Annotated in this window: 21 protein-coding genes; 19 read left to right on the forward strand and 2 right to left on the reverse strand. The window is 69.9% G+C overall.

The annotated features are described in order from the left end of the window. A partial coding sequence (locus DAERI_RS20410; protein WP_165794310.1) for a transposase occupies positions 1-1,164 on the reverse strand: 1,164 nt, incomplete at its 3' end. A 349-nt stretch (positions 1,165-1,513) separates the two neighbouring features. On the opposite strand from DAERI_RS20410, the gene DAERI_RS20415 reads away from it, so the two are divergent. From DAERI_RS20415 to DAERI_RS20430, 4 genes are all read left to right on the forward strand, one after another. Next, the gene (locus DAERI_RS20415) at positions 1,514-2,113 is read left to right on the forward strand and encodes a TetR/AcrR family transcriptional regulator (RefSeq protein ID WP_103131289.1); all 600 of its coding nucleotides are present in this window, start codon (positions 1,514-1,516) and stop codon (positions 2,111-2,113) included. A gap of 94 nt (positions 2,114-2,207) precedes the next feature. Next, a complete protein-coding gene (locus DAERI_RS20420; RefSeq protein WP_201262797.1) occupies positions 2,208-3,014 on the forward strand; it encodes an SDR family oxidoreductase in 807 nt (268 codons plus the stop codon). A gap of 141 nt (positions 3,015-3,155) precedes the next feature. After that, a complete protein-coding gene (locus tag DAERI_RS20425) occupies positions 3,156-3,539 on the forward strand; it encodes a hypothetical protein (protein WP_103131290.1) in 384 nt (127 codons plus the stop codon). 87 nt (positions 3,540-3,626) lie between these two features. Then, positions 3,627-4,976 carry a lipase family protein gene (locus DAERI_RS20430; protein WP_103131291.1) on the forward strand — a complete coding sequence of 450 codons (1,350 nt, stop codon included), beginning with the start codon at positions 3,627-3,629 and terminating at the stop codon, positions 4,974-4,976. Between the two features lie 72 nt (positions 4,977-5,048). Here DAERI_RS20430 and DAERI_RS20435 read toward each other — a convergent pair whose 3' ends face one another. Further along, the gene (locus tag DAERI_RS20435; RefSeq protein ID WP_103131292.1) at positions 5,049-6,818 is read right to left on the reverse strand and encodes an NPCBM/NEW2 domain-containing protein; all 1,770 of its coding nucleotides are present in this window, start codon (positions 6,816-6,818) and stop codon (positions 5,049-5,051) included. 470 nt (positions 6,819-7,288) lie between these two features. Here DAERI_RS20435 and DAERI_RS20440 point away from each other — a divergent pair, with 470 nt between their 5' ends. From DAERI_RS20440 to DAERI_RS20515, 15 genes are all read left to right on the forward strand, one after another. Next, positions 7,289-9,022 carry an NPCBM/NEW2 domain-containing protein gene (locus DAERI_RS20440; protein WP_235610489.1) on the forward strand — a complete coding sequence of 578 codons (1,734 nt, stop codon included), beginning with the start codon at positions 7,289-7,291 and terminating at the stop codon, positions 9,020-9,022. A 466-nt stretch (positions 9,023-9,488) separates the two neighbouring features. Then, positions 9,489-11,360, forward strand: coding sequence for a glycosyltransferase (locus tag DAERI_RS20450; RefSeq protein ID WP_201262798.1), 1,872 nt, complete (start codon positions 9,489-9,491; stop codon positions 11,358-11,360). A gap of 30 nt (positions 11,361-11,390) precedes the next feature. Beyond that, positions 11,391-12,131, forward strand: a complete 741-nt coding sequence (locus DAERI_RS20455) for an endonuclease/exonuclease/phosphatase family protein (RefSeq protein WP_103131296.1) — start codon at positions 11,391-11,393, stop codon at positions 12,129-12,131. A 1-nt stretch (position 12,132) separates the two neighbouring features. Continuing rightward, positions 12,133-12,795 carry a beta-phosphoglucomutase family hydrolase gene (locus DAERI_RS20460; protein WP_235610490.1) on the forward strand — a complete coding sequence of 221 codons (663 nt, stop codon included), beginning with the start codon at positions 12,133-12,135 and terminating at the stop codon, positions 12,793-12,795. Positions 12,796-12,816: 21 nt separating this feature from the next. After that, positions 12,817-13,977, forward strand: a complete 1,161-nt coding sequence (locus tag DAERI_RS22500; RefSeq protein ID WP_201262799.1) for a PucR family transcriptional regulator — start codon at positions 12,817-12,819, stop codon at positions 13,975-13,977. A 447-nt stretch (positions 13,978-14,424) separates the two neighbouring features. Continuing rightward, entirely contained in the window at positions 14,425-15,432 is a 1,008-nt protein-coding gene (locus tag DAERI_RS20470; protein ID WP_201262800.1) for a glycosyltransferase family 9 protein, read from the forward strand. Then, positions 15,422-15,853: a glycosyltransferase family 9 protein gene (locus DAERI_RS20475; protein WP_103131298.1), complete on the forward strand. Its 432-nt coding sequence runs from the start codon at positions 15,422-15,424 to the stop codon at positions 15,851-15,853. Before DAERI_RS20470 ends, DAERI_RS20475 begins: the two co-directional genes overlap by 11 nt. 1 nt (position 15,854) lies before the next feature. Further along, the gene (locus DAERI_RS20480; protein WP_103131299.1) at positions 15,855-16,823 is read left to right on the forward strand and encodes a glycosyltransferase; all 969 of its coding nucleotides are present in this window, start codon (positions 15,855-15,857) and stop codon (positions 16,821-16,823) included. Continuing rightward, on the forward strand, positions 16,820-18,724 hold the full coding sequence (locus DAERI_RS20485) for a glycosyltransferase (RefSeq protein ID WP_103131300.1): 1,905 nt from the start codon (positions 16,820-16,822) through the stop codon (positions 18,722-18,724). The genes DAERI_RS20480 and DAERI_RS20485 overlap by 4 nt, the downstream gene beginning before the upstream one ends. Further along, positions 18,721-19,488 carry an SDR family oxidoreductase gene (locus DAERI_RS20490; protein WP_103131301.1) on the forward strand — a complete coding sequence of 256 codons (768 nt, stop codon included), beginning with the start codon at positions 18,721-18,723 and terminating at the stop codon, positions 19,486-19,488. Before DAERI_RS20485 ends, DAERI_RS20490 begins: the two co-directional genes overlap by 4 nt. Beyond that, complete coding sequence (locus DAERI_RS20495; protein ID WP_103131302.1) at positions 19,485-20,075, forward strand: D-glycero-alpha-D-manno-heptose-1,7-bisphosphate 7-phosphatase; 591 nt, start codon at positions 19,485-19,487, stop codon at positions 20,073-20,075. The genes DAERI_RS20490 and DAERI_RS20495 overlap by 4 nt, the downstream gene beginning before the upstream one ends. Then, positions 20,056-21,519, forward strand: coding sequence for a D-glycero-beta-D-manno-heptose 1-phosphate adenylyltransferase (gene rfaE2, locus DAERI_RS20500; protein ID WP_103131303.1), 1,464 nt, complete (start codon positions 20,056-20,058; stop codon positions 21,517-21,519). Before DAERI_RS20495 ends, rfaE2 begins: the two co-directional genes overlap by 20 nt. 1 nt (position 21,520) lies before the next feature. Beyond that, positions 21,521-22,603, forward strand: a complete 1,083-nt coding sequence (gene waaF / locus DAERI_RS20505; protein WP_103131304.1) for a lipopolysaccharide heptosyltransferase II — start codon at positions 21,521-21,523, stop codon at positions 22,601-22,603. Continuing rightward, complete coding sequence (locus tag DAERI_RS20510) at positions 22,600-23,400, forward strand: glycosyltransferase family A protein (protein WP_103131305.1); 801 nt, start codon at positions 22,600-22,602, stop codon at positions 23,398-23,400. Before waaF ends, DAERI_RS20510 begins: the two co-directional genes overlap by 4 nt. Further along, positions 23,397-24,473 (forward strand): glycosyltransferase family 9 protein, encoded by a 1,077-nt coding sequence (locus DAERI_RS20515; RefSeq protein ID WP_201262801.1) that lies wholly within the window; start codon positions 23,397-23,399, stop codon positions 24,471-24,473. The genes DAERI_RS20510 and DAERI_RS20515 overlap by 4 nt, the downstream gene beginning before the upstream one ends. Positions 24,474-24,534: the final 61 nt, after the last annotated feature.

Here is a 24,534-nt window from a genome sequence, read left to right on the forward strand (position 1 = left end):
CTCCCAGTCGATCTCGAAGGCGGACACGTCATACCCGCCCGTCCGCGCCTGCCAACTTGGGTTGCGCCGCGTCGGCCCAATGACTTCCACCCCATGCCGAGCTTTGGCCCGGATCATCAGGTCCCCGCTCACGTATCCGCCGTCCATCAGATGCTCGCCCGGCAGCACTTCCCGCGCTGCCAGGGCATGGTGGATATCATCAATGGCCTCGTAGTCGGTTAAAGCTGCCTCGGTCGTCGTGACGTTCGTGATGATATGGGGTGCATCCACATCGCACACCTCGGTCAGATGCACCCGGTAGCCGTACCAGCCCATCCCGCCTTTCGCCGCATATAGCGCCTCCGGGTCGTAGGGGGAGTTGAAGCGGTCCCGCACGTTCTCCGTCCGTCCGGCCTGCAAGCGCACCCCGGACTCGTCCCGCACGAACTGCAACGTCCACATGCGCCGCAACACCTCCACGGCAGGCAAGCTCCGGACCTCCTCGGGTCCGGCGGTGTCCAGGCGCTCCAGCAGCAGAAAGCCGTCCTGTCCCACCTCGCTCGCATAGGCACGTCCCTCCTCCTGCCCCTTGGGCATCCGTGCCATTTCCACGCGCGGTCCGTACCGGGAAAACCACCCTTCTGGACACCACGACAACCACTCAGGTGCCACGGTGGCGATGGCGTTCAGGGCGGCCCGCAACGTTTCCCCGACGGACTCCAGACGGCTGAGTTTGCGCGCACAGGACAGCACGTGCGTACTGTCCGTGCGCTGACGACCTCGCAACTTGAGCAGCCCCTGCTCGCGGAAGCAGGTCAACAAGCGGTCGAGCAACAGTTGTTCCTGGCCTCCGGCGATGAGGCGGGCACGAAACTCACACAGCACGCTGAAATTGAAGCCGGGATCGTCCAGCTCCAGGCTCAGCGCGTACTTCCAGTCGATCCGTCCCCGGACCTGCTCGGCCGCCTGGCGGTCGCTGAGGTGTTCCAGAAATTGAAAGACGGTGACAAGCGCCAGGCGCCACGGGGGCACCCCGGGGTGCCCCGTGTTCGGGTACAGGCCCGCGAAGTCCTCGTCACGGTACAGCGCGTCAAACGTATCCCGAAGGCGCATGCAAAGGGTGCCCTTGGGAAAGGCCGCCCGCGCGACGCGGGCGGTGGCATCAGGAATAACCGGGATGGGCATGGGGCGCAGCATGGTTTAGCGCACTGCGCCTGGGGATGGGTTGGATGATGGGCGGTCAGTCCCCCACGAGACGCAGCATCTGTTGGGAGTCAGCCCTGGAGGTTGCGCCATGCCGTCCATTGGGTCAGGCTTGCCCAACGATGAGCCTTCCCGTTCGCTGTGGGCGGGCAAGTGGTGTCTACCCTGTTTCAACGTGCTTCATGGAGCGTGCCGTCCAAGCCACGGCCATACATGCCACGTCGCCTGGTCACCTCCAGCGTTCCGAACCATCCACTCCAGCCCCACCCATCCCCAGAACTTAGACGAGTACATACTTGTACTCATCTAAGTTCTGAGGTAGAGTCGCTCCGTGGAAGGGAAACCCACCAGCGGGCGACGTGAGCGCAAGAAGCTCGACACCTGGCGCACCATCCGCCAGACCGCGCTGCGCCTCATTTCCGAACGCGGCTACCACAACGTCAGCCTGGAGGACATCGCTGCCGCCGCCGACGTTTCCCGCGCCACGCTCTTTAACTACTTCCGGTCCAAAGAAGCTATGCTCTTCGACCCCGATCCGGAAGAACAGACCCACTGGGAAACCTTTCTGGCCCAGCGCCCCACCGACGAGGTGCCCTGGGCGTCCCTGGAGGCGTTCTTCCTCGACTACACTGCCGGGTACGAGACCAAACTCCGCCTCCAGAAGGAGCTGCAACAGGGCGGCACCGTGCTGAGCCAGGCCAAGCAGGACGGGAGCGTGCGCGTGCACGCTTTCCTGTCCACCTGGTTGCGCCCCCGCCTCCTGGCGCAGGGGCAGGACCCCGACGAGAGCGACTTTCTCCTGAGCATTGCCTTCACGGCCATGTCCACCGCCTTCGCCCGCTGGGACCCCAAGCAGGACTTCGGGGTCTTCCAGCACCTGATCCGCCAGGCATTTGGGCGTGTCGGACGAGGCCTGCTCACGCCCCCCTAAATCAGCCCATTCCACGACTGCCCCAACAGGCCGTGTTCCCCGAACACCGGCTCCCGCCCCTCACGTCCCCTACCGGGGAGAAGGAAGGTCCATCATGTCGAAAGTTTGGTTCATCACAGGAGCTTCTCGCGGCTTCGGAGAAGCCTTTGCCCGCGCCGCCCTGGAGCGCGGCGACCGCGTGGCCGGGACCGCCCGCCGCCTGGAGACCCTGGACGGGCTGCGCGCTTTTGGTGAGGCGTTCCTGCCCCTGCAACTCGACGTGACCGACCGCGCGGCGGACTTTGCCGCTGTGCGGCAGGCCAGGGAGCACTTCGGGCAACTGGACGTGGTGGTGAACAACGCCGGGTACGGGCACTTCGGGTTCTTCGAGGAGATTACCGAGGAGGAGGCACGCGCCCAGTTGGAAACGAACGTCTTCGGCGCGATGTGGGTCACGCAGGCGGCGCTGCCGATCCTGCGCGAACAGGGCCACGGGCACATCATTCAGATTTCGAGCATCGGTGGTGTGGCAGCGTTCCCCAGCCTGGGCATCTACCACGCCTCGAAGTGGGCGCTGGAAGGGATGAGTGAGGCGCTGGCGCAGGAAGTGGCCGGGCAGGGGATCAAGGTCACGCTGGTGGAACCGGGGAGTTACGGCACGGACTGGGCGGGCAGCTCAGCCCAGCGCTCCCAGCCGAACCCGGTGTACGACGGGTTCCGGCAGGCGATGGCGCAGCGGGCTGGGCAGTCCACCGCTGGCGATCCCCAGGCGGCGGCCCAGGCGCTGCTGAAGGTGGTGGACAGCGAGAACCCCCCACTGCGCATCCTCTTTGGGTCGCAGGCCTTCGACATCGCGCAGGGCCTCACCCAGCGCCGTGTACAGACCTGGAAGGAGTGGGAAACCGTCTCCCGCGAGGCGTAGCGTTTTCGCCAACGGAATCCCATGGTGGGGTTCTGCACCACTTCTGCACAGATCATGCTCCGTTCCTGAACACCGGCTACCCATCCTGACCCCAGGCCAGCGGAAGGACACCTTTCGCCCCGCCGGAAAGGAAAAGACACCATGCCCACCCCCAAGACCCTGAAGGCCCTGCTGCTCCCCGCCCTGCTGACCGCCGCCGTCACCCTCCCCGCCGCCTCCGCCGCCCCGGTCTACTTCGAGAACGGTTCCGGCGCGAGCGGCGTGGTGGACGTGTACGTGGACGGCGAGCTGGTCTTCAACGACGTGTTCGCCGACTCGGCCATGATGTTCCCGCGCGACATCGCCGCCGGCCCGCACCAGGTCGTCGTGACCCCCTTCTCCCTGGCCCCTGGGCAGGCGGACGTGCTCGACACGGCCGTGACCATTCCCGATGACGGCACCTCCACCCTCACCCTGGGTCCGGGCCAGGATGACCTGGGCCGGGACGTGCTCGCCCTGAGCCTGGAGGGCGGTCACGCACGGTAGGGCCGGGCCGGGGGGAACGGCCACGGAAACCGTCCCGCCCCGGGGGTAGGCTGGGCCCGTCCCCACCCGCCTGTCCCCGGGAGCGCGATGACCCAAGACCTTCCAGCACGACACCTGCGCCTGGTCCTCGACGACGACCTGCGGCTGGAGGCGGCCTCCGAGCGGGAATACCGGGCCTGGCGGGCCGCCCTGGGGAGTGCCCCGGAAGAGCCCGCGCCGCGCGTCCTGATCGCCGCGCACGGGGGCCTGATCTCGCGGGCGGCGGGCGAGATATTTGCCGGGCACGTTCGGGAACTGTACGCGGAGCACTGGACCGTCACCTTCATCACCCGCACCGGGCTGGAGGAGGCCCTGGACCGGATGACGAACACGCACCTGTTCAGCGGGCTGGTCGCGGCGGTGAGCCGGCTGGCAGCGCTGTACCGCCGCGCGGACCCCGGCGCCTTTTTTCCGGGGGAATGGGCAGCCCGGGAGGCTGTCACCCCGGCCCGGTCCCCCACCCTCAACCGCCGCACCCGGACCCAGGAGGGGCGCATCCTCGCCCACCTCGGGACACTCGCCCGGCCGGAATTCGCCGGGGAGAGCGCCGAGGTGCAGGCCCTGGTGAGGGGCTGGCAGGCGAATCCGGTGGAACTGAGTGCGGCGGTGCGGAGTGCCGCGCGGCAGGCGGGTGCCCGTCTGGGGGCGCGAACCTGGCAATCGGTGCGGCCCCAGGTCGAGCGCCTGCTTCCCCGCCCGCCCGGCCCGCGGGTCTCGCTGACTCCCCCGGAGTTGCAGGCGGCCCTGGCGAACGCGGCGGCAGCGGCGGCTGACCCGAACGCCTGGCAGGCCTACGTGGTCGAGGAACTCATCCGCACGGTGTTCCCCCCGCCGCGCACGCTGTGGGAGGGGATGAAGGACCGGATGGCGGCGCTGATGGGTCCCGGGGCGGTGGGCACTGGGCTCCTGGAGTTCCTGAACGGGCGCTCCCCGCACGTCTCGCTGCTGGGCCACAGCCTGGGCGGCATCCTGCTCGACCACCTGGCGCGGCGGGCGGTGGCCCTCTCGCCATTGCGGGAGCGGGTGGCCCGCGCCGTCTACCTGGCCCCGGCGAACACGCTGGACTTCGCCCGCCAGACCCCCCGGCTCCCCCGCGCCGAGTACGCGCTGATGGGCCTGACCGACGCCGAGGAACGCAACGAGGTGGGGCAGATTGACCCGCTGCTCAGCGGCCTGTACCCCCGCACCGTCCTGTACCTGGTCAGCAACGCCCTGGAGGACGAGCGGGGTACGCCCATCCTGGGCATGCAGCGCTTCCTGCCGGGCGACCCCTTCCACCGCCGGTTCAGGACGGTCACCTGGGTGCCCACCCCCCAGCTTCCGCAGTTCACCCACCACGGCTTCCTGGAGACGCCCGCCGTCCGCGCCTGGGTCAGGGAACGGCTGGGGGTGGGCTGAGCCGAAAGGGGGGAGAAGGCTGGGGGCGACGCGATTTCGCCCCCAGCTCATGCCGGATGGAAGAGCGCGGCCTTACTGGGCCCCGACCCGGACCCCGGCGTCGCCCAGCTTCTGCTGCCAGCGGACGAGTTCGGCGGCCTCGCTCGCGGGCGTGACCTTGCCCAGCGACACGTTGTTCGCGCAGGTCGTGCCCCGGTAGCCGCAGTGGGGCAGCCACATCGGGTTGGTGCTGGTCTTGCCGTCCGCGCCCACTTTCGTCCAGCCGCTCACGTTGTCGCGCAGCGAGTTGCCCGCAAAGGTCGCCGGGGCCAGGTTGCCCGCCCCATATATGTCCCACACGTAGATGCCCACGTTCTGCGCGGGAAGCCGGCTGCCATCGGGAAGCCGCCCGCTCCCCACCACCCGGTTACGGTACGCCTCAATCCCCACGCCCCCGGCAATCGCCAGGCCGTAGTTCGTCGTGCCCACAATCTGGTTGTCGTAGGCCCGCACGTACCCGTTCCCCCGGGGATCGGTGACCTTGGCGTCCCCCAACATGATGCCGCCGCCCGAGTACACCTTGCTCGTGGGGTCGGCGGGGTAGGCCCCCTGGATGTAGTTGTCGTGGATCAGGATGGGCTTGTCCGGCGTGCCGGAGGAGGCGTACAGGTTGATGTTGTCCTCTACGGCCGACTGCCCGGGCTCGTTGATGACCTGGTTCCAGGCGATTTCCGCATTCGCAATCCCCTGCACGGCGTTGAACTGGATCGCCTGCATGATGTTCGTCTGGCCGTTGTACCCGCCCCGGCCATCGCTCTGGCGCCCGTCGATATTCCTGAAGGTGTTGCGCAGGATGCGGATGCCCTGATCCCCGGTCCCCTTAAAGCTGCGGACATAGATGCCGCCGCCCGAGAAGGTGGAGTTCTCCACCCGCAGGTTGCGAATGTTCTCGCCCGCCACCACCCGCGTCGCGCTTCTCCCGGCTTGGCCAGGTGTCCGGGCCTCGCCCCGCACGTTCCGCACGGTGAGGTCGTAGTCCCAGCCGGTGATGAGCCGGCCCCCGCCCCGCAGGCGGCTGTTCTCGATGATCACGGGCTCGGAGGTCTGGATCGTGATCACCGGAGTCGTGTCCAGGCTCTCCCAATTGCCGGAGTAGGTGCCGCCCTTCGTGATCACCAGGGGGCCGGAGAAGACGGGCTCGCCGCCCGCCGGGGCGCTGACGGGCGCCGCGCTCGGGGCCGCCGCGCAGCCCAGCAGGCTGGGACTCGCCCAGTCGGCGTGGTCCGAACTGACCCCGTCACCTGCGTCCGTCACGACGAGCCGCAGTTCCCTCCTGCCGCTCACGTTCACGCTCAGCGCCCGCGCGCCGTCGCTGCCGCGCAGCACGCCGGAGTCGTACAGCTTCACGCCGTCGGCGTAGACCTGGAACACCACGCTGCCCCTGGAACTCACCTCGTCGTCCACCCCCACCGCCGAGGTGAAGGTGGAGCAGCGCCCACCCAGATCGAAGGTCAGGCTGGACGAGGCGTGGACCCCGAGGCCCCGGGCGTACGTCCGGCCACCGATGGTGAGGGCGCGGCCGTCCCCGGCGGCCTTCTCGCCGTTGCTGAGGTTGCGCTCCACCGGCCCCCAGCCGTTGGTCACGCTGACAAAGGGCTCCAGGCTCAGGTCGCTGCCCGCGCCGAGTTGCAGGGCCTCCAGCTCGGCGTCGTCGGGGGCTGCCGCGTCCGCGCTCGTTACGGGCTGCTCGGCGGCCACCTCGGGCGCGGGGCTCTGACTTCCGCAGGCGGCCAGCCCCAGCGTCAGGGCCAGCAGAGCGCCCACCATCCCGGCGCGACGGCGTTTTGTAAGAACCTGAACCATATGCTCCTCCCACCCCGCCTGCCTCCTGGGCAGCGAGTTATTGACAGATCTTAAGAAGACGTGTGAGCCGTGTGATGGCGGCTTTAAGCCCGCCTCATCCTTCCTTTAATCTAGGGAAGGTGCCTGAATTGGGCTGTGTGGTTTGCCGCACGGTGGGGGTGGGGGGTGCGACTTGCAAATTTGTCACTCTGCCACACAGAAAACCCGTCCGCGGCGGGAGTCGGGTCCTCAGGGGGCCTCCTGGCAGAACGGGGGTTAGCGGCGGGCCACAGCGCAGGCGGCCCCGGCACAACGGCCGGACCTTCATGAGATTTAACTAAATGTAAAAAATCTCACATAGAGTCAAGATGAGCTGGACCCACTCTCCCTGCTCCGCCCTTTCAGGACAGTTCCTCGCCGTGGGTCCGGGAGGACCGATGAAGAACCATTCGGCAGGCGACTTCTTGCTCTCCAGCAGCGTTTTCCTTCTGTTGACCGCCTGCAGCCAGTCCAGCCCGCCCGCGGCGTCTGACCCCTATGCGAATGGCGCCAGCTACTCCTGGGCGTACACGGCCCCGGCTGGTCGGCTCTCCGCGCTCAGCCTCACCCCCGGCGAGAACAACCTCTACTTCGAGCCCATCCTCGCCGCCCGGAACGGTTGGGGTCCCATCGAGATCGACCGCTCCAACGGTGAGCAGGCCCCCGGGGATGGCCGCCCCCTCACCCTGAACGGCAAGACTTACGCCCGGGGCTTCGGCACCCACGCGGGCAGCGAGTTGCGCTACAGCCTCAGGGGGACAGGAGCGGTCTGCACCCGCTTCACCGCCGACATCGGGGTGGACGACGAGGTGGGCAACCGGGGCAGTGTGGTGTTTCAGGTGTATCTGGACGGCGTCAAGGCCTACGACTCGGGGACGATAACGGGGGCAAGTGCGACGAGGCAGGTGAACCTGGACATTCGCAACCGGCAGGAGTTGCGCCTGGTGGTGACGGACGCGGGCAATGGCAAGAGCAGTGACCACGCCGACTGGGCCGTTCCGAAAGTCTTCTGCGAGCGTCCCGCCTCCGGGAGGCTCGACACCACCTTCGGCAGCAGCGGGCGCGCCGACGTGGGCGGCAGCGACGCGGTGCTGGAGCCGGGCGGCGCCGTGCTGATCTCGGACACGGCGGGGGGCGACTTCGTCCTGAAGCGCCTGGCGGCGGACGGCACGGTGCGGCAGGTGACCACCGACTTCGGCGGGCCGGACGCGGCGTACGCCATCGCGCGGCAACCCGACGGCAAGGTCGTGGTGGTCGGGCAGAGCGGCAACAACTTCGCCGCCGCCCGCTACAACCCCGACCTGACGCTGGACACGGGCTTCGGAACGGGCGGCAAGGTCATCACCGACCTGGGCAGCCTGGGACTGGAGGCCGCCTACGCGGTGGCGGTCCAGGGGGACGGGAGGATCGTGGCGGCGGGAACGACGGTTCAGCCCGTGCCGGAGGGCACGCCTTCCTCCAACGACCTGGCCGTGGTGCGGTACAACGCGAACGGCACGCTCGACTCGACCTTCGGCACGGGCGGCGTGGTGGTCCAGCGCTTCGATCCGCCCTCCGACTACAGCGTGGACGAGGCGCGCGCGGTGGCCGTGCAGCCGGACGGCAGGATTGTGATCGCGGGCAAGGCGGACGCCTCGGGCGGGGGGCGAAGCCGACTCCTCATGCGCCTGAACGCGAACGGGGCCCCGGACACCACCTTCGCCGGGAGCGGACTTATCCGGGGCGACATCTACTCCATCTTCAACGACGTGGCGCTGGAACCGGACGGCGACATCGTCGTTGTGGGGTACGAGGGGCGCTACTTCGGGAACGGCGTGGTGCAGCGTTATGGCCCTGGCGGCGCGCTCCAGGACGAGACGCAGCTTCAGTTCACCGCCGACCTGTTCGGCAACCAGAATGTGCTGAGTGACGTGCTGGTCCAGCCGGACGGCAAGATTCTGGTCGGCGGCGCCGCGTACACCCCCCCGGCCAATGGCGGGACGGGGCTGAACGAGTACGCGTTCGCGCGGCTGAATTCCAGCCTGAGCCTGGACACGAGCTTCGGGACCGGCGGCAAAGTCCTCACCGGTCTGGGCGTGGCCCTCCTGCCGAGCGGGGGCGAGGAGACGCCGCTGGGCGCCCTCCTCCGGCAATCCGACGGCAAAATCGTGGTGGTCGCCACGCAAAGCGCGCGGTACTGGCCCTAATCCAGATCGAACAGCTCATACGAGTTCCGGTTGAACAGTTTCAAAACCGGTCCAACCCGAGCGGAACGAGCAGGAACGTTGAGGGTGGCCGGGACAGGAGTGATCGAAGCGGCACCGTCCCAATTCGAGAACGGATGGGACGGCAACCGTACCAGGGGCAGGGAAGGGCGAACGAGGTCGCCCCTGTTCGCCTTCTTCCTGTGAAGGAGTGGCCCTGTCCCGGGAAAGACTGTGAGGACCCGGGCACAGCATCCAGACCGGGCGCGGGGATGTGGGGAGACCAAAGTTTTCCACTGGATTGAGCTTGGGGACGTGTGAGCAGTATCACTGTGCGGACAGCAGCCTGGGGCTGGACGACGAGCCCGTCCGCCATCCGAGGCTCCCGCCGCACGCCAGGAGGAACGATGCCAAGAAGGGGAAGTTCAGGACCATCCACCCCCACCCGCAGGTTGCCAGAGTGGCCGACGTGAGGACGCCTATCAGCCCGCGCGTCTCGGTGCTGATGCCCACGTTCCGGCAGGCCCCGTTCCTGCCCCGCGCCGCCCAGAGCCTGCTCGCCCAGTCCCTGACGGAATGGGAGCTGATCGTGGTGGACGACGGCTCGCCCGACGAGACGGCCAAGGCCGTGGAGCCGTACCTCGCCGACCCCCGCATCACCCTCCACCGCCTGGAGCGCAACGTTGGGCTGGGCGCGGCCCTCAACCACGCCCTCTCCCACGCCCGGGCGCCACTGGTGGCCTATCTGCCCTCGGACGACGTGTACTACCGCGACCATCTGGAGGACTTGGCGGCGGCTCTGGGGGCGCATCCCGGGGCAACACTGGCGTACTCGGGTGTGCGGCACCACTACAACCGGACGGCGGCGGGGCGGGTGGACGGCGAGCCCCTGCAACTCGTGCAGGTCATGCACCGCCGCACGGGGGAGCGCTGGCTGGAGCGGGATGAGCTGACCACCGACGACCTGGACCGGATGTACTGGGGACGGCTCGCGGCGCACGGAACGGCGGTGAGCACCGGGCGGGTGACCTGCGAGTGGGTAAACCACCCCCATCAGCGGCACAAGATCATGCGGGAACCGGAGGGCGGGATCAACACCTACCGGGCGTACTACGGGGCGCGAGAGCCGTTGCGCTTTCAATCCACCGTGGGGCACCTCACCGACGAGCCCCTGCGCTTTCGCCCGTACCGCGAGCGCCCGCCCACGCCGCCCGCCCCGGACGGCCTGAAAATCCTCCTCGTGGGCGAACTCGCCTACAACCCGGAGCGGGTGCTGGCGTTGACCGAGCGCGGGCACCGGCTGTACGGCCTGTGGATGGACCGGCCCCACTGGTACAACTGGGTGGGTCCCCTCCCCTTCGGGCACGTGCAGGACATCCCCCGCGAGAATTGGCGGGCGGCGGTGCGGGAGATCAAGCCGGACGTAATCTACGGCCTGCTGAACTGGCAGGCGGTGCCCTTCGCGCACCATGTCCTGACTGAGAATCCGGGCGTGCCCTTCGTGTGGCACTTCAAGGAGGGTCCCTTCATCTGCCTGGAGAGGGGCACCTGGCGGGAACTCGTCGAGCTGTACGCGCGGGCCGACGGGCGCATCTATTGCAGCCCGGAGATGCGCGACTGGTTCGGCACGCTGGCCCCGGAACTCGCCACGGGCCGTCCCACCCTGGTCCTCGACGGGGACCTCCCCAAGCGCGAGAGCGTGCGGGGCGAGCGCTCCCCGAAGCTCTCGGACCGGGACGGTGAGCTTCACACGGTCGTGCCGGGCCGCCCCATCGGGCTGCACTCGGAGACGGTGGCGGACCTCGCCGCGCAGGGCATTCACCTGCACTTCTACGGCGAGTACACGCACGGGCAGTGGCGGGAGTGGATCGAGCGGACGCGGTCGCTCGCGGGTCGTTTCCTGCACCTGCACCCCAACGTCAGCCAGGAGGACTGGGTGCGTGAGTTCTCGCGGTACGACGCGGGCTGGCTGCACTTCTTCCGCAGCGGGAACGGCGGTGAACTGCGGCGCTCGAACTGGGACGACCTGAACATCCCGGCCCGGATGGCGACCCTCGCGGCGGCGGGCCTGCCCATGCTCCAGGGAGACAACACCGGGCACGCCGTTGCCACGCAGACCCTCGCGCGGGAGCTGGACCTGGGCTACTTCTTCCGGGACATGGGGGACCTGGGCGCCCAGCTCCAGGACCGCGAAAGGCTCCACCGCCTGGGTGAGCACGTCTGGGCGATCCGGGACGAGTTCACCTTCGACCACCACGTAGGCCGCCTGATCGCCTTCTTCCGCGAGGTGATCGGGCAACGGCCGACCCGGGCGGAGGCGACGCTGCACCTGCCCGGCTGACCTCTCCCCTCCCCTCTTCAAGGAGTTTCCATGACGACGATCCTCACCATGAACGTAATGAGCTATGCCGAGAAGCACGGGGCGTGGTCCGAGCGGCAAAAACTGATTGAACGCGCGATCAACGATGCCCAACCCGATATCGTGGCCCTGCAAGCCGTATCGCTGGACCCGGGGCGGCACCCCAGCGACCAGGCCACGCAACTCGCCGCCAACCTGGAGGGTTACCAGGCCGTCTTCGTGCCCGCCACCACGTACCCAGACGGGCGGCAGGACGGGCTCGCGTTCCTGTCGAGGGGCCGCCTGCCCGACGTCCAGCCCTTTCCCCTCAGCCTGCGCCCCGGTTTACAGGACACGGGCCGCCGAATCCTCCTGCATGGCCGTTTCGAGACGCCCCAGGGACCGCTGGATGTCTTTAACGCCCACTTCTCCTGGGTAGCCGAGCAGCAGGAGGACAACGTGCAGGAGGCGCTGTCGGTGCTGGAGGGGAACGCGGGCAACGCCGCCGTCCTGGTGGGCGACTTCAACATGCAGCCGGGCAACCCGTACCTGGGGCGGCTGCGCGAGGCGGAATGGGTGGACGCCTGGACCCTGCTGCACCCCGGCGAGGAGGGCTTCACCTTCGTGGAGGCCAGCGAGCCCAGCATCCGCATCGACTACATCTGGACACGCGGCGTGCGGGCACGGGAGATCAGCGTCGTGCTGGCGGGGAACGACGGACCGCTGCGCGCCTCCGACCACGCGGGCCTGCTGGCGACGGTGGAGCGCGTCTAAGGTGGACTTCGGCTTCATCTTCGACATGGACGGCGTGATCGCCGACACCGTGGAACCGCACTACCGCTCGTGGGAGCGGCTGGCGCGGGAGGAAGGCCACCCCTTCTCGCGGGAGGCGAACGAGGCGCTGCTGGGCCGCACCCGCGAGGAGGCCCTTGACCTGTGGCTGGCGGGTCGCCCCTGCCCCTCAGAACGGCGCGCGGACCTGTTGCGGCGCAAGAACGCCTATTTCCTGGAGGCGCTCGCCGGGCTGGGGCCGGACGATCTGCTGCCCGGTGTGGGCGAGCTGCTGCACGAGGCGCGGGTACGCGGCGTCCGCCTGGGCCTCGCCTCGTCCAGCCGCAATGCGCGGCGGGTGTGCGATGGGCTCGGCGTGACGGCCCTCTTTGGCGCCTTCGCGGACGGGACCAGCGTGGTGAATCCCAAACCCGCGCCGGACGTGTTCCTGTGGGTGGCCGGGCGCCTGGGCCTCCACCCCGCCCGCTGCATCGTCTTTGAGGACGCGGAGGCGGGTGTGCGCGCGGCGCGGGCGGGGGGCTTCCGGGTCGTGGGCCTGGGCGGCCCCGCGAGGGTGGGGGCGGCGCACCGGGTGCGGCCTGATTTGCGGGGGGCCACCGTGGACGAGTTCAAAGACTTGCTGGAGCCCCTCCCCGCCCTGTCCTAAGCTCTGTCTGGAGGTGAACCCTTGCCCGCCACCGACCTGCGCTACGAGCGCGTCACGCAACTGGTGAGTGCCCGCACCGCCGAACTGCTCGCGGCCCCGACCCTGGTGGTGAACCCCGAGGGCCGGGTGGTGGCCTCCAGCCGGGCCGAGTGGCAGGGCCTTCCCCTCTCGGCGCTGGAGCCGCTGGACGGGGCGCTGCCCATCCCCTTCCGCTTCGGGGGGCAGGAGAGCCGGGTGCTGATCCTGCCCGACGGGGGGGAACCGCTCTCGCCGCGGCTGGCGCGCGGGGTGGTCGACCTCGTGCTGGGGCAGGCGCTCGTGGTGGACCGGCTGCCGGGGCAGCAGGAGCTGAAAAACACCTTCATCCACGACCTGCTGCGCGGCCTCGTGCTCGACGAGGAGACGCTGCTGCGCCAGGCCCGCATCCTGGGGATGGACCTGGGGCCGCCGCGCGCCGTCATCCTGATTGATGCCTCGGCGTACCTGCTGGGGCCGGGGCAGGACCCCGACCGTATCCAGCAGCGGGCGCAACTCGTGGTGGGCAGCGTGGTCAACTTCTTCCGGCTGCCCAACGACACGATCTGCGCCTATATCGGCGAGGGCGAGGTGGCGGTCCTGAAGGCCAGCGACACCAAGAACCTCAGCCTGTGGGCCGAGGACGGGGGCGGGGAGGCGCCCGCCAGTTCCTCCTGGGCGAACCTCGCGGCGCTCAAGCGGGCGGGGAACGCGCTGCTCGCTCACCTCCAGACCGACCTGGGCACGGCGCTGGAGATGGGCATCGGGCGGTATCACCGCGGCCCGGACGGGCTCTCGCGCTCCTACCAGGACGCCCGCGCGGCCCTCTCGCTGGGCAGCCGCCTGAGCGGGGAACGCCGGGCGCACACCCTCGACGTGCTGGGTGTGGCGGCCTTCGTGGGCCTGGCGGACGAGCCCACCAAGCTGGGATTGGCCCTGCACCTCCTCAGCCCCCTCGACCGCGAGCCGGAGTTGCTCGACACCCTCGAGGCCTTTTTCACCGAGGACTGCCATCCCCTGGCCGCCGCCCGCCGCCTGGGCCTGCACCGCAACACGCTGAACTACCGCCTGGACAAAATCACGTCGTTGACCGGGCTGAACCCCCGCACCTTCGACCAAGCGGTGCAAGTCCGGCTCGCCCTGCTGATTCGGCGGCTCCACAGTTGACAGGGAGCCCAGGGAATTTGTTTGTCCTCCTACAAAGGAGTCCAGTCCCTAACGCATCAAAGCCGCGCTATTAAAGAAAGCCTTAAAAGTTGATTTAACGACTCACATTTTCCTTCTGGCTGTAGAGAACGCACTTTCTGGCGTAACCCGTTTGACCTCTAGGGCAGATGCACAAATCCGTGGAACTCTCATGCTCCTCGTTGTGCATCTGCACCATGCATTGCCTAGGGCTCGTCCTTACGATGCGGTTCAGAGAGCAGTAGGGCTCACCCGACCCTGTTGGCGACCAAGGCCACTTGGAAAAGGGCGATGAAAGCCTCCTCTCTCCCCCACCGAATTTCGTTCAACCTTTCGCACATCCGCTTGATCCGCCCCCGGGCGGTGTCCTTCCCCTTTTCCCTTTCAGGGCAGCTTCCCCGCGGGCTGTCCACTGGAGACCTTTTGCCCGTGGCCGAACAATCCCGAAAACGAGTGGTCGTCTTCCGCGCCCTGCCGGGGCTGGGCGACCTGCTGTGCGTTGTCCCAGCGTTACGGGCCTTACGGGCGGGTGAGCCGGACGCGGAGATCACGCTGCTGGGCCTGCCGCAGGCCGCCGCCTTCGTGGCCCGCTTCCCGCACCTGATCGACCGGCTGCTGCCGTTTCCCGGCTTTCCGGGCTTGCCGGAGCAACCCGTGCGGAACCCGGAACTGCTCGCCTTCCTGGCCGGGGTGCAGGGGCAGTACGACCTCGCGCTGCAACTGCACGGCAACGGCCCGATCAGCAACATGGCCGTGGCCCTGCTGGGCGCCCGGCAGATGGCGGGGCGGTTCCTGCCCGGGCAGTGGTGCCCGGACCCCGGGTACTTCCTGCCCTCCGAGGACAACGCGCCGGAACCCCTGGTGTGGCTGCGGCTGATGGAGTTCCTGGGCTACCCCTCGCAGGGGGAGGCGCTGGAGTTTCCCATCCACGAGGAGGACCGGGCCGCGCTGCGTGCCCTGCCCGGTGCCGAGGTCCTGACCCCCGGGAGTTACGCCGTCCTTCACCCCGGGGCCAGCCGCGCCGAGCACCGCTGGATGCCGCAGCGCTTCGCCGCGGTGGGCGAGCGGCTGGCGGAGCGGCACCTGCGGGTGGTCCTCACCGGCACGGCGCAGGAGGCGGAGGTAACGGGGGCCGTGGGCGAGTTGCTCCGGGGACTGGGTGTGCCAGAAGTTCTCGACCTGACGGGGCAGACGAATCTGGGCACGCTGGCCGCCCTGCTCGCAGGGGCACGGCTGCTCGTGTGCAATGACACGGGTGTGTCCCACCTCGCGGCGGCCACCCGCACCCCCAGCGTGGTCGTGTTCCTCGGCGCCGACCCGGCCCGCTGGGCACCGCTGGACCGGGACCGCCACCGGATCGTGGTGGGCGACGACCTGGGCGCCGTGCTGGCCGAGATGGACGCCCAACTGGAACGGGAGCCGCACCTTGTCCGTTGAGGGGCGCTTCGGGGCGGGCCAGCGGGTGCTGCTCGCCTGCACGGGGAGCCTCGCCACCCTGCGCCCGGCACTGGAGGACTGCCGGGCCGCCTGGCCGGACGCGGGCCTGACCCTGCTCGTTCCGGCTGGCGAGCGGGAGAACGTGCCCACCTGGGCAGCGGACCTCCTGGCCCCCGAAACCCCCTGGACGCCGGACCTGATCGCGCGGCTCAGTGGATTTGACGCCGCCGTCATCCTGACCGCCCCCGGCGACTCGCCGCACGGGCTGGGCTACCTGTGCGCCCTGGCCGGAATTCCGCTGCGGGCCGGAGTGTCGGGGGAATTCGGCGGGCAGGCCCTCACCGACTGGGTGAAGCCGCGCGGCTCCCATCCGGCTGCGGACCTCCTCGCCCACCTGCTCTCCCCCCTTGAAAGGAGCTGAGATGCGACCCCTCCGAATCCTGACCTGGCACATTCACGGCAGCTACCTGTACTACCTCACCCAGGCGCCGCACGAGTTCTACCTCCCGGTCAAGCCGGGGCGGCCCGAGGGCTACGGCGGGCGCGCGGGCGACTTCCGCTGGGGCGACAACGTGCATGACGTTCCGGCACAGGAGGTGAGGAACCTCCAGTTCGACGCGGTGCTGTTCCAGTCGCGCCGCAACTACCTGGAAGACCAGTTCGAAATCCTCTCACCCGAGCAGCGGAGGCTCCCCCGCCTCTACCTGGAACACGACCCGCCGCGCGAGACGCCGACGGACACCCGGCACCCGGTGGACGACCCGGAGATGCTGCTGGTTCACGTGACGCCCTTTAACGACCTGATGTGGGACAGCGGGCGCACGCCGACGAGGGTGATCGAGCATGGCGTGACCGACCCGGGTATCCCGTGGACAGGTGAGAAGGCGCGGGGGCTGACGGTGGTGAACGGCCTGAAGTCGCGCGGTCGCCGCCTCGGCGCGGACGTGTTCGGGCGGGTGCGGGCGGAGGTGCCCCTCGATCTGGTGGGGATGCAGTCGGAGGAGATGGGCGGTCTGGGCGCCGTGCCGCTCGCGGACCTCCCCGCTTTCTCCGCTCCGTACCGCTTCTTCTTCAACCCGATCCGCTACACCAGCCTGGGCCTGGCCGTCTGCGAGGCGATGATGCTGGGGATGCCGGTCCTCGGCCTGGCGACGACCGAGATGGCGACCGCCGTGCAAAACGGCGTGAACGGGTACGTGGACACCGACGTGCGGCGGCTGACTGAGCGGATGCAGGGCTTGTTGGAGGACCCCGACGAGGCCCGGCGACTGAGCGTGGGCGCGCGGGAGGTGGCGCGCGAGCGCTTCTCCATCGAACGTTTCGCCCGCGACTGGGACGCGGCTTTCCGGGAAGTGGCGGGGCGGGGCGTCCTGGTGGGAGGCCGGGCATGAGGCGGGTCGCGCTGATCAGCGAACACGCCTCCCCGCTCGCCACCCTGGGGGGCACCGACGCGGGCGGGCAGAACGTCTATGTCGCTCAGGTCGCCCGGCACCTCGCCCGGCTGGGGTATGCGGTGGATGTCTTCACCCGCCGCGACGCCCCCCACCTTCCCGAGGTGCTGGAGTGGGTGCCCGGCGTGCGCGTGGTCCACGTCCCCGCGGGACCGGCGACCGTGCTGCCCAAGGAAGACCTGCTGCCCCTGATGGCGGATTTCACCCGTTTCATGGCGGACTTCATGACCCGGCACGGGCGGTACGACCTGCTGCACGCCAACTTCTGGATGTCGGGCCTGGTCGCCGCCGACCTCAAGCGGAGGCTGGGCGTGCCCTTCGTGATCACCTTCCACGCGCTGGGCAAGGTGCGGCGGCTCCACCAGGGCGAGGCGGACGGCTTCCCCGACCGGCGCTTCGCCATCGAGGAGCGCCTGGTGCGCGAGGCCGACCGGATCATCGCGGAATGCCCGCGCGACGAGGCGGACCTGTGTGGGTTGTACGCCGCCGATCCCGCCCGGATCGTGACCGTGCCCTGCGGCTTCGACCCCGCCGAGTTCAGCCCTGGGGATCGCCGCGAGGCCCGGGAGCGCCTGGGCCTGGACCCGGACGAGGCGCTGGTCCTGCAACTGGGCCGCATGGTGCCCCGCAAGGGCGTGGACGACGCCATCCGGGGCTTCGCGCGGGCGATCCGGCGGCTCGACATCCCCGCCCGCCTGCTCGTGGTGGGCGGCAACAGCCCGGACCCCGACCCGGCCCTGACTCCCGAGCTGGGCCGCCTGCGGGCGGTGGCGCGCGAGGAGGGCGTGGGGGACCGGGTGACCTTCACCGGCAGCCGCGGGCGCCGGGTCCTGCGCGACTACTACCGCGCGGCGGACGTGTTCGTCAGCACGCCCTGGTACGAGCCCTTCGGGATCACCCCGCTGGAGGCGATGGCCTGCGGCACGCCCGTGCTGGGCGCGCGGGTGGGAGGCATCCAGTCCACGGTGGTGGATGGCGTGACGGGCCTCCTCGTGCCGCCGCGCGACCCGGAGGCCCTGGGGGGGCGGCTGGCCGACCTGCTCGCGGACGCGCCGCTCAGGGAGCGCCTGGGCCAGGCAGCGCTGGAACGGGTCCGCACCCACTACACCTGGGAGGGCGTAACCTGGCAACTCGCGCAGGTCTACGGCGAGGTGGGCCGGGAGGTGGAGGCCGCGCCCGCCACCCTGCCCCGGACGGACTCCTCCGTCGACCGCGCCTTCCAGAACCTGATGAGCACCCTGGCCCGCTCACGGGCGGCGCTCGGGTCGCAGATCGAGGCGGCGGCGGAGGCGATCACGGCCTGCTTCGAGCGGGGGGGCAAGGTCCTCGTCTGCGGAAACGGGGGCAGCGCGGCCGACGCCCAGCACTTCGCCGCCGAACTCGTGGGGCGCTTCCTGATCGACGGGCGCCGGGGGCTGCCGGTGCTGGCCCTCACCGCCGACACGGCCATGCTCACCGCCTGGTCGAACGACGTGGGCTTTGGCGACGTGTTCGCCCGCCAGGTGCAGGCCTTCGGGCGCGAGGGGGACCTGCTGCTCGCCCTCAGCACGAGTGGCCGCTCGCCGAACGTCCTCGCCGCCCTTCAGGCTGCCCGCGAGCAGGGCCTCACCACCGTCGCCCTGCTGGGTGGCCGGGGTGGGGACGCGCTCGCCCTGACGGACCTGCCCCTGGTCGTGCCCAGCACCGACACGCCCCGTATTCAGGAGGTCCACATCCTCGCGCTGCACCTGATCTGCGAACTCGTCGAGGAGCGGGTTTCGGCGGCCCTTGCGGCTCCCGTTCGCCTCGGCCCTTCCACCACCCCGACCCCCCTCTCCGCCTCGCAAGGAGTGAACCTATGACTCCGTCCATCCCCCAGCCCCAGCCCCAGTCCGCCTTCAGCAATGCCCTCGCCGGTCAGGTCGCCCTCGTCACGGGGGGCGGCAGCGGGCTGGGCGCCGCGATCTGCCGCGTCCTCGCCGAGTCGGGTGCCCAGGTGATTGCCGCCGACATCCAACTCCCGCAGGCCGAGCGCCTGGCGAGTGAGCTGACCCAGGAGGGACACCAGGTGCGTGCGGTCAGCCTCGACGTGCGCGACGAACACGCGCTGGAAGCCATCGTCCGGCAACTGGAGGAGGAATACGGTCACCTCGACATCCTGATCAACAACGCGGGCACCGACGTGACGGTCGCCATCGAGGAGCTGAGCGTGGCGGACATCGACCGGGTCCTCGACGTGAACCTGCGCGGGCCGTTCCTGCTCTCCCGCGCCGTGCTGCCGCACATGGCGCGGCGGGGCCACGGCGCCATCGTGAACATCACCTCCACCGCCGCCAAGCGGGCCTGGGCGAACGCGACCGCCTACCATGCGAGCAAGTGGGGCCTGCTGGGCCTGAGCCACGCGCTGCACGTGGAGGCGCGGCCCCGGGGCGTGCGCGTGACCGCGATGGTCGTGGGCGGGATGCAGACGCCCTTCATCCTCGACCGCTTCCCCGGCACGCCGCTGGAGAACCTGCAAGACCCGCGCAATGTGGCCGAGGCCGTGCGCTACGTGCTCCTCCAGCCCGAGGGCACCGTGGTCCCCGAGATGACCGTCATCCCCATGCGCGAGACCTCCTGGCCGTGAGGGGCGCGATTTTCCTCGACAAGGACGGCACGCTGATCGAGGACGTGCCCTACAACGTGGACCCGGCGCTGATCCGGCTGATGCCGGGTGTGGGCGAGGTACTCAGGAGCTTGCAGGAGGCCGGATTCGCCCTCGTCGTCGTCACGAACCAGTCGGGGGTGGCGCGCGGCCTCTTCCCCGAGTCGGCGCTGGGAGGGGTGGAGGCGCGGCTGCGGGAGTTGCTGGCCGAGGATGGAGTGACCCTTGCGGGCTTCTACGCCTGTCCCCACCACCCGGAAGGCACGGTCGCCGGGTACGCCCAGGACTGCGACTGCCGTAAACCGGGGCCGGGCCTGCTGCGCCGCGCCGCCGGGGAGTTGAACCTCGACCTGGACGCCTCGTGGATGGTGGGCGACATCCTCAACGACATTGAGGCCGGGCGCCGGGCGGGGTGCCGGGCGGTGCTGCTCAATCTCGGCGGCGAGACCGAGTGGGTGCCGGGGCCGTACCGCACGCCGCACCACACGGTTCGAAGCTGGCCGGAGGTGGCGGCGGCGATCCTGACCGCCACACGGGAAGGGAGGGCCGATGCTCTCAGAACACCTTGACGAGTTCCGCGGGTTGCGGGTGGCCGTGATCGGCGAGGCGATGCTCGACAGCTACCTGTACGGCAGTGCCGACCGCCTCTGCCGCGAGGCCCCGGTCCCCATCGTGTCGCTGCACGGGCGGCACGATGTGCCGGGCGGGGGGGCGAACGCCGCGATGAACGTGCGCGCCCTGGGTGCCTCCGTCGAATTCCTGTCCGTGGTTGGCCTCGACGCCGAGGGGGACCGGCTGCTGCGCGGTCTGGAGGAGGCGGGCGTGGACACCTCCGGCGTGGTGCGGTCACCCACACGGGAAACGTTGGTCAAGCGCCGGGTGATGGCCGCCTCGCAGCTTCTGCTGCGGCTGGACCAGGGCACCGAGAGCGACCTGGCCGGGCCGGACGAGGACGCGCTGCTGGACCGTCTGCGCGCCGCCTTTCGCCGCGCGGACGCCGTCATCGTCTCCGACTACGGGTACGGCATCCTCACGCCGCGCGTGATCGCCGCCCTCGCCGGGGAGCAGGCCCGCTCGCCCCGCGTCCTGGTGTTGGACGCCAAGCGGCCCGAGCGTTACCGCGAGGTGGGCGTCACGGCGGTGAAACCCAACTACGGCGAGGCCCTGGCGATGCTGCGCGAGACCCCGCGCCACACCCGCGAGGACCGGCTGGCCCAGGTCGCCGCCTGGGAGGACGCCGTGCTGGAGAGGACCGGCGCCCGCATCGTGGCCGTCACCCTGGATGTGGAGGGCGCGCTGGTGTTCGAGCGGGGCCAGCCTCCCTACCGCACCTTCACGAGACCGAACTCGGGCGCGAACGCGACCGGGGCCGGGGACACCTTCGTGAGCGCGCTGGCCCTGGCGCTCGCTGCCGGAGCGGACACGCCCGCCGCCGCCGACCTCGCCTCTGCCGCCGCGACCATCGCGGTGGGGCGGGACGGCACCACCACCTGCACCGCCGCCGAGTTGCGCGACTTCCTGACGGCGGAGCGCAAGGTGCTGGACCGGGATGGACTCGTCACCCGGATCGCCGCACTCCGGGAAGGAGGCCGCCGGGTGGTCTTCACCAACGGCTGCTTCGACCTGCTGCACCGGGGGCACATCACCTACCTCAATCAGGCCAAGGCGCTGGGCGACGTACTCGTGGTCGGCCTGAACAGCGACGACAGCGTGCGCCGCCTCAAGGGTCCCAGCCGCCCCATCAACCCGACCGAGGACCGCGCGCAGGTCCTGGCCGCCCTGAGCTGCGTGGACCTGATCGTGCCCTTCGCCGAGGACACGCCCATCCGGCTGATCGAGGCCCTGCGCCCCGACGTGTACGTGAAGGGCGGCGACTACACCCGCGAGACCCTGCCGGAAGCGCCCCTGGTGGAGGCCCTGGGCGGCGAGGTGCGGCTCCTCCCCTACCTGGAGGACCGCTCCACCACCGGCATCATCGAGCGGGTCCGGCGGGCCTACGCGACGGGGACCTGAGATGACGAACTGGAGTTCGGCCCACAATATCCTCGCCGTCCGCCTGGACACCCTGGGCGACGTGCTGATGACGACCCCGGCCCTGCGGGCGCTGAAGGAGGGGCGCCCGGAGCGCCGCGTGACCCTCCTCACCTCGCCCCCCAGGGCCGCCGTCGCCCGACTCGTGCCCGAGATCGACGAGGTGATCGTCTACGAGGCGCCCTGGCTCAAGGCGACACCGCCGCGAGCGAGCAGCGCACCCGATTTCGAGCTCATCGGGTTGCTGCGCGAGAAGGACTTCGACGCCGCCGTCATCTTCACCGTCTACAGCCAGAATCCCCTTCCCTCGGCCCTGCTGTGTTTCCTGGCCGACATTCCGCTGCGGCTGGCCCACTGCCGGGAGAACCCCTACGGGCTCCTGACCGACTGGGTGCGCGAGCCCGAGCCGGAAGGAGGCATCCGCCACGAGGTGCGGCGGCAACTCGATCTGGTGGCAGGGGTGGGGGCGGTGACCTCCGACGAGCGGCTGTCGTTGAGCTTTTCACCGGAAGCGGCGGGGCGGGTGGACGAATGGCTGTCTGGGTTGGGATTGGACACCTCCCGCTCCTGGGCCGTCATCCACCCCGGCGCGACTGCCCCTTCCCGCCGTTATCCGCCCGAACAGTTCGCGCAGGTGGCCCGGCTCCTCTCCGCGCAGGGCCTCACCCTGCTGTTCACGGGGAGTGGCGGGGAAAAGGCCCTGCTGGAGGACATCCGGCAGATGGCGGGCGGTGTGGGACACCTGATGTCCCAGGACCTGGAACTGGAGGAACTGGCCGCCCTGATCGCCCGCGCGCCGCTTCTGATCTCGAACAACACGGGTCCGGCCCATATGGCGGCGGCCCTGGGCACTCCCGTGGTGGACCTCTACGCCCTCACCAACCCGCAGCACACCCCGTGGGCGGTGCCCTCGCGCGTCCTCTCCCACGACGTGCCGTGCCGCTGGTGCTACAGCTCGGTCTGCCGGGAGGGGCACCACCTCTGCCTGCGGGGTGTGGCGCCGGAAGAAGTCGTCGCGGCGGCCCTCGAACTGCTGGCCCCCGTCCCGCTGGAGTGTGCCCTGTGACAGCCCTCGACATCCTGATTCCGACCTATGGCCGTCCCGGCGCCCTTCCGGTGACGCTGACCAGCCTGGCCGCGCAGACGGCCCAGCCGTTCCGGGTGGTGATCTCCGACCAGGGGGAACAGCCCGTCACCGAGCGGGCGGAGGTCCGCACCGCCATCCGCGTTCTGGAGCTGCACGGCTGCGAGGTGGAAGTCCACCGTCACCTGCCCCGGCGCGGCATGGCCGAGCAGCGGCAGTTCCTGCTGGACCAGGGCCGCGCCCCGCTCGTGCTGTTCCTGGACGACGACCTGATCCTGGAACCGTGGGCCGTGGCGCAGATGGTCGGCGTGATCGAGCGGGAACGCTGCGGCTTTGTCGGCAGCGCCGTGCTGGGCCTGAGCTACCGGGAGGACGTGCGGCCGTGGCAGCAGGCGGTCGAGTTCTGGGAGGGGCCGGTAACCCCGGAGGTCGTGCGGCCCGGCACGGCGGCCTGGGAGCGGTACATGCTGCACAACGCGGCCAACCTCCTCCACGTGCAGCGCCAGTTCGCCCCCACCCCCGAGCAGACCCGCGTGTACAAGGTGGCCTGGGTGGGGGGCTGCGTCCTGTACGACCGGGCCTGTCTGGAGGCGGTGGGCGGCTTCGGCTTCTGGCCCGAACTGCCGGATGAGCACGCGGGCGAGGACGTGCTGGCCCAGCAGCGGGTGATGGCCCGCTTCGGCGGCTGCGCGGTGATGCCCTCCGGCGTGTACCACCTCGAACTGCCCACGACGATCCCCAACCGCGAGGTGGACGCGCCCAGGGTGCTGGACCTGTGAACGGCGACTGGGCGAACGTCCGAAACCTCCTCGTGATGCGCCTGGACAACATCGGCGACGTGGTGATGACGGGACCGGCGTTGCGGGCGCTGAAGGAGGCTCTGCCCGGCGTCCGCCTGACCCTGATGGTGAGCCCGGCGGGGGCCAACGCCGCGCCGCTCCTCCCCTGGGTGGACGACGTGATCGTGTGGCGGGCGATGTGGCAGCAACTGGGGGGCGGAACGTTCGACCCGGCGCGGGAGGCGGAACTGATCGGACTGCTGCGGGAGCGGAACTTCGACGCCGCCGTTCTGCTCACCTCCTTCAGCCAGACGCCGCACCCCGCCGCCCTCGCCTGCCTGCTCGCCGGAATTCCCCTGCGTCTGGGCGAGTCGAAGGAACGTGCCCCCGGCCTCCTCACGCATGAACCCCTCTCCCCCACCCCGGAGGCCGAACACCAGGTCGAGCGCAACCTGCGTCTGCTGGAGGCGGTAGGGCTTCCGGTGCGGGACCGGGCGCTGGAGGTTTACGTTTCGGATCAAGCCCGGCAACAGGCGGCGGCTCTCGTCCCCTACCCGTACCTGCTCCTCAACCCCTTCGCCAGTTGCTCCGCACGGACCTACCCCCCCGAGCGGGCCGCCCGTGCCGCCCGGCTCATCGCGGAACAGACGGGGCTGAGGGTGGCCGTGACGGGGGTGGAGAAGGACCGCGAACGCAGCCGGGACCTGCTGGCCGAACTCGGTCCGGTGGGCGTGGACCTGCTGGGCCGAACGGACCTCCCCACCTTCGCCGCCCTGATCGACGGGGCGCGGCTGGTGCTGACGAACAACACCTCTGCCCTGCACCTCGGCGACGCGGTGCGGACGCCGCTGCTCGTCACGTACTCGGGCACGGAGTACGAGTCGCAGTGGCGGCCCCGGAGCACGTCCGCCCTCCTGCTGCGCCGCCCCACGCCCTGCCATCCCTGCTACGCCTTCCAGTGCCCCTTCAACCTGGAGTGCCTAGATATTTCCCCCGAGGAGGTGGCGCGGGCGGGGCTGGAGTTGCTGGGCAGGGTTGGGACCAGTCATGAGGCAGTGGCCGTGAGCGGGTGAGGGAGCCCACGAAGATTCAAGGGGCATTCTCTTCGGGAAGGTGGCGAACGTCGTGTCGGCC

The organism is Deinococcus aerius (assembly GCF_002897375.1).
Taxonomy (GTDB): domain Bacteria; phylum Deinococcota; class Deinococci; order Deinococcales; family Deinococcaceae; genus Deinococcus; species Deinococcus aerius.

Coding starts and splice junctions, on each gene's coding strand:
- DAERI_RS20435 (WP_103131292.1), bottom strand. CDS start 6,818: ATGGTTCAGGTTCTTACAAAACGCCGTCGCGCCGGGATGGTGGGCGCT.
- DAERI_RS20420 (WP_201262797.1), top strand. CDS start 2,208: ATGTCGAAAGTTTGGTTCATCACAGGAGCTTCTCGCGGCTTCGGAGAA.
- DAERI_RS20480 (WP_103131299.1), top strand. CDS start 15,855: ATGCGACCCCTCCGAATCCTGACCTGGCACATTCACGGCAGCTACCTG.
- DAERI_RS20425 (WP_103131290.1), top strand. CDS start 3,156: ATGCCCACCCCCAAGACCCTGAAGGCCCTGCTGCTCCCCGCCCTGCTG.
- rfaE2 (WP_103131303.1), top strand. CDS start 20,056: ATGCTCTCAGAACACCTTGACGAGTTCCGCGGGTTGCGGGTGGCCGTG.
- DAERI_RS20485 (WP_103131300.1), top strand. CDS start 16,820: ATGAGGCGGGTCGCGCTGATCAGCGAACACGCCTCCCCGCTCGCCACC.
- waaF (WP_103131304.1), top strand. CDS start 21,521: ATGACGAACTGGAGTTCGGCCCACAATATCCTCGCCGTCCGCCTGGAC.
- DAERI_RS20430 (WP_103131291.1), top strand. CDS start 3,627: ATGACCCAAGACCTTCCAGCACGACACCTGCGCCTGGTCCTCGACGAC.
- DAERI_RS20455 (WP_103131296.1), top strand. CDS start 11,391: ATGACGACGATCCTCACCATGAACGTAATGAGCTATGCCGAGAAGCAC.
- DAERI_RS20490 (WP_103131301.1), top strand. CDS start 18,721: ATGACTCCGTCCATCCCCCAGCCCCAGCCCCAGTCCGCCTTCAGCAAT.